Annotated in this window: 6 protein-coding genes; 4 read left to right on the top strand and 2 right to left on the bottom strand. The window is 35.8% G+C overall.

From position 1 onward, the window contains the following. The coding region (locus tag SGJ10_02820) for a hypothetical protein (protein MDZ4757059.1) at positions 1–3,828 on the bottom strand (3,828 nt) is incomplete at its 3' end. A 741-nt stretch (positions 3,829–4,569) separates the two neighbouring features. Between SGJ10_02820 and SGJ10_02815 the strand changes: the two genes are divergently transcribed. The 4 genes from SGJ10_02815 (at position 4,570) to SGJ10_02800 (ending at position 8,989) form a co-directional block, all read left to right on the top strand. Further along, positions 4,570–5,394 (top strand): T9SS type A sorting domain-containing protein, encoded by an 825-nt coding sequence (locus SGJ10_02815; GenBank protein ID MDZ4757058.1) that lies wholly within the window; start codon positions 4,570–4,572, stop codon positions 5,392–5,394. A gap of 80 nt (positions 5,395–5,474) precedes the next feature. Then, positions 5,475–6,284, top strand: coding sequence for a hypothetical protein (locus SGJ10_02810; GenBank protein MDZ4757057.1), 810 nt, complete (start codon positions 5,475–5,477; stop codon positions 6,282–6,284). A 24-nt stretch (positions 6,285–6,308) separates the two neighbouring features. Then, positions 6,309–6,644 (top strand): T9SS type A sorting domain-containing protein, encoded by a 336-nt coding sequence (locus tag SGJ10_02805; protein MDZ4757056.1) that lies wholly within the window; start codon positions 6,309–6,311, stop codon positions 6,642–6,644. Positions 6,645–6,649: 5 nt separating this feature from the next. Then, on the top strand, positions 6,650–8,989 hold the full coding sequence (locus tag SGJ10_02800; protein MDZ4757055.1) for a gliding motility-associated C-terminal domain-containing protein: 2,340 nt from the start codon (positions 6,650–6,652) through the stop codon (positions 8,987–8,989). A 124-nt stretch (positions 8,990–9,113) separates the two neighbouring features. On the opposite strand, the gene SGJ10_02795 is transcribed toward SGJ10_02800, so the two are convergent. Beyond that, a partial coding sequence (locus tag SGJ10_02795; protein ID MDZ4757054.1) for a hypothetical protein occupies positions 9,114–9,351 on the bottom strand: 238 nt, incomplete at its 5' end.

The raw sequence follows: 9,351 nt of genomic DNA, 5'->3' as shown, positions 1-9,351 counted from the left end.
TGTTGCATTGGTTGGCAAGGTCGATATTTTGAATTTGCTTCCCTGACCTTTGGTTCCATCTTCTAAATCGGTAGCTGCTAAGCTAGGTGTTCTTACGGTTACGGTTCCACCTAGGTTTACTTGACTTGCTGCTGTTTTATCAGTTCCTAAAGGTCTTTGCTCTATACCAAAATTAATCCCAGTAACATTAGCGGTTCCTATCTTTACTCCAATTTGGCTATTTGCTGTGCCGCTTTCATTGCCCGCACTTAAAACATTATATGTACCAAAGTTTTCTCCAGTACTTGCCCAATTAGCTGGTAAGGAATTAATGGAAGACCCAGAAGCATATAAAGCTAAGTTTGAAGTAGAAACCTTAATAATATAAGCGGTATCTTTATTTAAATTTTGAAAATTATAAGTACCGTTTCCTGTATTTAACATAGATTTCCTTATAATTCTTCCGGTTACAGAATCGACTAAATATACATATAGTTGTGAGCCGCTTGCAACGTCAATCCCAACCCCATTTACAATGTTATCTGTCATGCCGCCCCTATCGTTAAATACCTGTCCATATATGGCATAAACAGGTTCACGCCAATCTCTTTCTGAGGTAGCTGCAAGGTCAATATTTGGATGTGAACTTGGAGTTAAACTGCCATTAGTAGCATTATATGATGCTGTATTATTATCATATCCATCATCTAATCCATCAAAATCAATATCTAAACCTGTTGGAACCCCATTATTTGCATTACTTCCAGCATCTGCGATATTATCTCCATCGGTATCATGTCCTTCTATCGCATCTGAATATCCATCATTATCGCTATCTAAATCTAAATAATCTTGATTGTCGGTACCATCTGTATTTACTGGCACGAGTCCTTTGCTACCTGAAGTGGTTCCATAAGCATCATCAAGTCCATCACCATTGGTATCTGTACCACCTGGGGCAACGTATGATGCCGTGGCTTGTGCTTCTGTATTATCAGTAATACCATCGCCATCACTATCTATATCTATAAAGTTTGCATATTTATCGCCATCTGGGTTGTCGGTAGTCCAACGTGTTGTGCCATCTGGATATCCATTGTCATTTGCATCGATCGAGGGTGATACAAGAGGTGTATTGCCATTGCTGGTTCCAAATCCATCTTGCGTATTGTTCCATCCATCACCATCGCTATCAGTATATGAATCTACTTTGCCATCTCTATTGCTATCTGTTCCGCCAACTTCAACGAGGTCAACTATGCCATCACCATCGTCATCAAGGTCGTACATGTTTAATTTAACATCACCGTCGGGATCTCCATTAGGATATGAATTTGGTTTACCATCATTGTTTCCATCAGCTCCTGTAATAATAAGTGGGCCAGAAGTTACTAGGCCGCCGCTTTTAACTTGGGCATTGGTAATTCCTGTTGAGTTTGTATCTGCATCATATACCGATGAATATCCATCGTTATCATAATCTGTTTTTGTAAAGTTTTTTGTTGTGGGATTATAGTCATCTACGTATCCATCATTATTATCGTCAGCACCTCCCGCCTCTACAAGGTCGGGGATTCCGTCGTTGTCGCTATCTAAGTCTAAATAACTTCTTATACCATCACCATCCACATCGGCGTTGGTAATGGCTGTTCCAATATTGCCGCTACAATTTAAGAATGAATATTTAACGGAATAAAGTCTCGTATAATTTGAAAGCGAGGTTCTCTTAATTCTGATTTTTGAAGTGGCAGAGTTTAATGTATAAGTAACTGTTTGTGGGGTGCTGCCTGATACACTATAGCTCTGGGTATTATAATATTTGCCTGTGAGTATTGAATCCTGAATTATTTCGAAGGTGGTTGGGCTACTTCCGCTTGAGGCGACTCTTAGTTTTATTTGAGTACCTGCCAAAACAGTGTCTTGCAATTGCAAAACTACATAGGCTCCCGATGAAGCTAATTCGCCATAAGTAGTGGTATCGGTATCTATAATATTAGCTTGGTTGTTAATGGAGCCAACGCTTGTCACAATTACATTGGCTCTGTTAGAGGTTGTACCGCCATTGCAACTCACATCATATTTGTCCATAATACCATCTAAGTCTGAATCGATTAAGGTATCTATTTTACCATCGCCATTTATATCAATTCCACCTGCTTCAATCAGGTCAGGAATACCATCATTATCACTATCTCTGTCGTATTGGTTTATAATTCCATCACCATCAAAATCTAAAGAAGCACAAACCCCTTTGCTATTAAGCGTGCAGAAGTTAGCATCTTTATAGTTAGGTATATTATCTGCGTCGGCATCCAAGCCTGGGTCGCCACCCACACAAGCAAAACTTGTTGCACCGTATCCGCACGCTTCAACCACATCTAATATTCCATCGTCGTCATCGTCCACGTCATTCAAATCTACGAGCCCGTCGCAGTCATTATCAGCCACAACATAAAAGGTATCTTTAGCTGCTGAGTTGGAGCATCCACTAAGCAAGGACATAGTTAAAATATATAATCCTGTTTTTGAAACCACCACCGTGTCGTTTGTCGAATCGCCAACGATTACACCGCCGCTATAGGAATTCCACTGGTAAATTAAAGTTGATGGGTCGTATACTGGGTTTGGTGATCCAATCAATTGCTTTGATGTGGCACTTGCACACAAAGGGTTGTATGTGACAGATGAAAATGTAGAAATATCAGGAAAATCTCCGAATGGAACTGGTCCTGAAAAATCTTGTAGTTGTGAAGTAAAAGACGCTGATGAACGAGATTTGCACATAACCTTAAGGGAAATATCGTCGCAGGCAGCGTTGAAACCACTTATGGATGCGGGATCCAGACCCAGCAATGAAAGGTTAACACCAAACTCTATCATTTGGTTGCTCAAATAAGTTGTTCTTAAACTGTCGGTTTGCCCATCAAAAGTTTGCCATGGCGAAGCTCCAGTAGTATCATTGGCGTTGTTATAAGAATAGTAGTATACTGAGCTAGCGTTGATAGGCAAAACCGTAGCATAGCCAAACTTTGCATTGTTTCCGTCACCATCAAAATTTGACCCCCATTTAAACTTAGCAGGGGTTACGTAATTAAAATTTGTATCACGTGTCCATATTCTAACTTCAAATGTATTAACTCCCGAATTACTATAGGAAGTAGCTACAATCATATCTCCTGCCTTGGTCACGTTGCCGCTTGCATCAAATGTCCACGCTACGTGTCCTGAGTCAGACCCCGACCCCGTAAACCCTGCACTTTGGTCATAATTTAATGCTGAACGGTATATCTCAAAATCGTTGTAACGGCTACCCGTATTATCAATGGTGGTTATGGAACCATATAGCCACAGCGAATCTGTATTGCCTGTTCCGTTTCTTCTGTAATGGGCATAAAAGTCAACAATATCGTTTTTAGAATTCACATTCCCTATGCCGTGACTCCATACAAGTGGGTTCTCACCATTTTTGCTAGAGGTAGGATACATGGTAGAATCATTCATGATAGCCGATTTGTGGTTATCTCTATTGTATCGAGCATCCAATAATCTGTTGCCGTTTCTGATACTGAAGAAAGGCACCGACATACCAACCGTAAACTGAGCATTCCTATTTGCTCGGTCAGCTTTCAGAAAAGTGAGAAAAGCAGCACCGCCATTGGTATCAATTACCCCTACACCTGTTCCTGAGGTTCTGTTAAACCAGTCATCGCTGCCGCTGGCGGTAAATGAGCCAAACTGGCGATAGTTGGCATAGAAGTCACCATCAACGCCAAAGTTGGCTATTTTGACTTGGGCCTGCGAGCTGAATACTGCGAAAAGGCATAAAATGCTTGTAATTACTTTTTTCATTGCACTGTTGTTATCTCTGTTGGTTTTTATTTTTTAAGTTTATTATAGTGTATGTTTATGTAAAGTGGTTGCAATATTATTGTAAAGCAAGTTAGCTGCTGATACCACTTTTATAATTGTCTTACATGTTTTCAAATATATTTTTTTATATTCTGTTTCTGTTTTCTTAATATAATCAAAGTAGGATTTAAAACGCAGGCTTTTAAAACTTGTTCTTTTCTTACGTTGCTTAAAGGGTGAAAGAATGTAAAATCATGCAGGGTTTTATCTAATCTGTCTTTTTTGTTTAACTTTTATTTGATTTTGCGGCACAAAGTTACGCTATTTTGGGGTATAGCCCTAATTTTACTGTGCTGTTCAGCATAGAAGAAGGCTGCTTGAGCCAGTGTATAAACACATTCAACCAATCATTTGCTTTGTGCATACAAACTGACTGTCTTACTTTTATAGTTCTGTCCTTTTTACTAGTCATTTCGTATGGAATTGTTAGCATTCTTATTTTGCACTTCGATACTATTGAAAAGCATTTGTCTATTAGCATTTTGTACAAAGTACAAAGGTGTTCATTTACAAAATGTGAGAACCTTCTTAAAGTGGTTGTTTTGTTTCCCAATGGTATTTTGTTTTTTGTGTAGTGTTTCTTGTTAAACTTTATTGTGCTGCAATATTCCGTTTGAAAAGAATGGCGATAACTAATTTCCGTCAGTAAAAATGTATGATATGTGTCAGTTTTTACTTTCGGTGGGCTTTGCAACAGGTATTTCTTTGTTCTTCTTTTTGTCGTATGTGCCTATCATTTCCTCGCTGAATTCAAGTGTTAATCCAATTATATACAACAACATTTTAACAAGTAATGACCCGATAGTTGAATTTGTTGAAGTCAATGACCCGCTAACTATATTTGGTAGAATATATAAAAATAATTTAACCCATAACGGCACCACTAAAACAACAGTGAAAGGCATAGTTTTAAAAGATGCAACAAATACCATGAACATTGATGTATGGTGCAATATTTTCGAGGACATACCTTATGATATAACTGTAACTGGCACAATCATAGATCAGGCGTCTGGCGGTAAAAATTCTGGAAATACACATTCAAGGGGAGTTTTTGTTATAGACAATTTTTTTGCTGACCAGTTAGTTGTTTACGAATATGATATGGGACGTAATAATAATCTTGCGATAATAAATGCTACTGCAGGAAATTTAGTCAACGTTCATAATAATACCTCAGCTAATACTTGTCCTGATATAACCTGCCATGGTTTTCCTGCTGGAATAGCAAATTCAATGGGAAGGGTTGCAGAAAAATTAATTGTGTATCCTAATCCGGCTAACGATTATATAAAGTTTGAAATTAATACAGGGCAAAGCAACTCTTTTAAGCAATATATCATTATTACTGATATAACAGGAAAAGAATTAATGGTGCTAACCTTAAATAAAAATGATAATGGCATTGAACTACAAACCGCTTTGCTTGCTTCAGGAATGTATATAGCAAAATTAATTCAAGATGATATTTCAGTTAAAAGCCTTAAATTTGTTGTTAAACATTAATATAACACACACAAGGTGTAACTAATGTATTGCTTAATTTATATATAAACATGAAATATTTGATACTATATATTTGTATCTTGCTACTGCAAGATACAAATGCACAAGATTGGGAAAAATCATTTAAGTCTGATTTTCCAATACAATCTATGGTTACTGTTGGCAGCGACACCATTATTACTATAGGTGGCATCCATATAAATTATACTTTTGATAAAGGCAACACATGGCATAACAAACTTATTGATTCAAACATTATTAGTAAGGGCTTAACCTACACTTCAGATGGCTGTTGTTGGGTGTGGGGGAAAGATAAGAGACTCAAATTTAATAATTATCAATTACTAGTGATGAGCAAAGATTTTGGTAAAACATGGCGGAGGGTAATTTACACAGAAGAACGATCGCAATTTCTCGCACCAGCCTTGTTCGAAGGGGTTATTTATGATAGTTTGAATGCCTTATTTTTTATAAGAGACTCACTATTTAAAACCAATGATGGATTTAAAACCCTCACCTATCTTAATTTGAATACCAACACCACCGTCTATTATAAGTTTGATTCTACAACATGGCACACCGTTAATGATTTCGGAAAAATGCACATCTCTACTGATAAAGGTAATAGTTGGCATTCTTCTGTTTTATTTACTGACTCTGTTGGAATTTTTCAGCCCAATATCTATATTCGTGATACAAATAATATCTATTTCAGTGACCATGTAAATTTACTATATACTAAAAACAAAGGGGCTACTTGGCTGAAAATCAATTCTAATCGGCAATTTTTGAATATTACAAGTTTGCGGGTACAGCATGACACCATCTTTATTTTAGACAACAAAAGGAAAATATATAGTATTGGAATAAATGACAGTTTATTTTACTAGGATAGTATAGAGGGGCAACCGGGATTGTTAAAAAACTTCTATCAAAATGGAGATAAATTATATATTTATGGCGACAGTATTATTCTTTTTCGTCTTTCAAATATTAATAATGGGGTTAATGAAATAAGACAGTATGATGTTATCCAAATTTATCCTAATCCAACACACGACCTATTGTATATCAAGGGTTTTAAGGGTATCTGTTCTATATACAATGTAGTGGGTAAAGAAGTTTTTACAGGCTACATACAAGAGCAAATAAATGTGCAAATAAATGTGCAAAACCTTAATACTGGTTTATATGTTATAAAACTTAATAATAATGGAAATGAAATTACTCGTAAAATAATTATTTATTAAACCTCTTGAAGCATTTTACATTTATATGGTTTTTTTTAATATACAACTATGCTTATTGCCAGCATTGGCAGAAGGGCTATGTAGTAAATAATGACGAAACATTTTTAGGTCATTTTTTGACAGATGAAGAAGGCAATATTTATAAAATACAAAATAGAGGTAGCACAATTGATGCTAAAAACAAAAAATACTTTAACAAAAATTCACTTATTAAATTAAATCGCAAGGGAGAAATAATTTGGGAGTTACCTTATTCATACGCATTATGTCAACTTGCTTGGAATGCTGAACATCAAATTGCACTTTTAGCCACAATTTCAAATACATTTACTATAGGGAATATCACCATTCAAAAAGCGGATCTAAATGGTGAAGTGAAGGTTTATATATTCAGCATCAATAAAGATAATAGTACCATATACAACACGCAATACTTATTAAGGCAAACAGTTGGCAATGCTTTCTTTAGAATATTCAGTTACGAAAAGGACAGGATTTATCTGGGTGGTGAATTACACAACAAGGTATATGTAATTTCTACCGGTGATTCTATAATTTCTGAAACAATGAATATGGGTGCAACAACAGAAAATCCTTATGTAATTGCCTTCTCAAACACAGGCCAATATATTTGGCACAGAAAGTATAGAAGTCTATATGGCAGTTCGCAATTCATTAGCTATGGTTTAGTGAACCTTAATAATACCATAATTGTTGCAGGTTTGGCAGGTTTTGAATCAGATACATCGCAAAAGCAATATAACAGTCGTGGCAATAAGGCTTTCCTATCGCAGATAGATTCTTTGGGGAATGAACTGGGTCGTTTCTATTTTAATAAAAATATACGCTCGCACGTATATATACGGCAAATAATCTATGATATTAAAGGTAATGTATATGTTATAGGTGAGTTTAAAGACATTTTACAATTCAAAAACCTAAAATATTCAGCCATTTCAACAGATAATTTTTTTCTGTTAAAGCTTGATTCAACTTTAACGCCGCTTTGGGTTCAAACAAGCGAAGGTAATGGTTGGGCAACAGGCATGGCTTTAGCATTAGACAGAGATATGAATATATTTGTAACAGGTATTTATTTTGGTGGTTCAAAAAAATTTAATAATATCATAAGTCCTGATTTAAATAACTATAATATGTTTATAAATAGATATGCTTCCAATGGTAATTTATTGAATGCGTATTTTCCGGTTGATTCAAATCATGTAATACCAAATAGAATTGAAATTAATGCTTGTAATAGACTTTATTTAAGTGGACATGTAGATATTGCCTATAATAAACCAGGGATAGGATTTGGGAATCTATGGTTAGAACCAGATAGTATAAAATCTACAGGTATTAAAAAATCTATGACCTTTATGGTTTATTATGATTTAACTTATCCCGATTTTAATAAAAATATCTCATCATGTAACGACACTTTACGCTCAATAGCCGATTCTGCATATACTACCTTCAATTGGTTTATGAATGATTCTGTTTATATTGGTTCGGGCAAAAAATTAAAAATACCCGCCAATATCAATTTCGGAAAACATTATATAAAACTCGTTGCCTCGGGTGCTAAAATATGTGATAAAGACTATTCTGATACAGTTGCATATGTTGATGAAAGACCTGATTTTTCACTTGGAAACGACACATCAATCTGTTTTTATGATAGTATTTTATTTAAATGCAATGTGTATGGCAAATATCTGTGGAGTACCAACGATACCTCTGTTTCTATTATAGTAAAGCGAGCCTCCAATTATTCTGTTCAGGTAACGGATACGTTCGGATGTATTGCAACCGACACTTTAAAACTCAAGCACTTTCCATATAAGAAATTAAATCTCGATACAGATAAAAACTTTTGCAGTGATAACAATGGAAGTGTCTTCATAGATGTTCAGGGTTATAATACCTATGTATGGATGCCATCAGGCGAAAATACTGCGGGCATTGATGCTTACCATGAGGGTACTTATACATTGCATACTACTGATACTTTTGGATGTAAACAATCAGACTCTATACTTATTTATGACCAATGCCCTCCAAAAATATTTATTCCAAACTCTTTCACTCCCAACCGCGACGGATTAAATGACCGATTTAAGCCTGTCACTACTTTTATCGCAAAATATGAGTGGTCAATCTTTAATAGATGGGGTCTAAAAGTATATTCGGGTACAGAGAACGATCAGGGTTGGGACGGTACTTATAATGGAATGCCTGTTTTAGCAGAAACCTATATTTATATTCTAACATGGTGGGGCAATAAAAATTTTACCGACATAAAATCCGAATCTATTTCAGGTGAGGTTACACTCTGGCGTTAATTTTTTAAGAGTTAACTGCCATTTTTCTATATATCACCCTACATCAACTTCTGATATATATTCCACCACCGTTCGGGCAATTCTTCATTTGATGCTTTTATATAATCTTGGTAAGAACAAGGCACTACCACAGGGCCGTGGTGCATGGCTTTCTGTCTCGGGTTTGGAATTTCCATCCACCATTTTTCTGTTCTTTTGCTTTTACTTGGGCTATTGTTTTATATTGTCCTCCATCAATGCTGCGTTCCACCTCAAAGTAATCATTATTGGTTTCGGAAGCGGTGCTCCAGGTTACAGATACAGCTCCATTTTTTGTTTTTGTGTTGAAGGTTAAAAGTGTTACAGGTAGTGGTGTGTTTTGG

The sequence above is a fragment of the Bacteroidota bacterium genome (genome assembly GCA_034439655.1).
In the GTDB taxonomy this organism is placed as follows: Bacteria; Bacteroidota; Bacteroidia; order UKL13-3; family UKL13-3; genus CANJUD01.
This window is presented reverse-complemented; position numbering and strand designations above follow the sequence as displayed.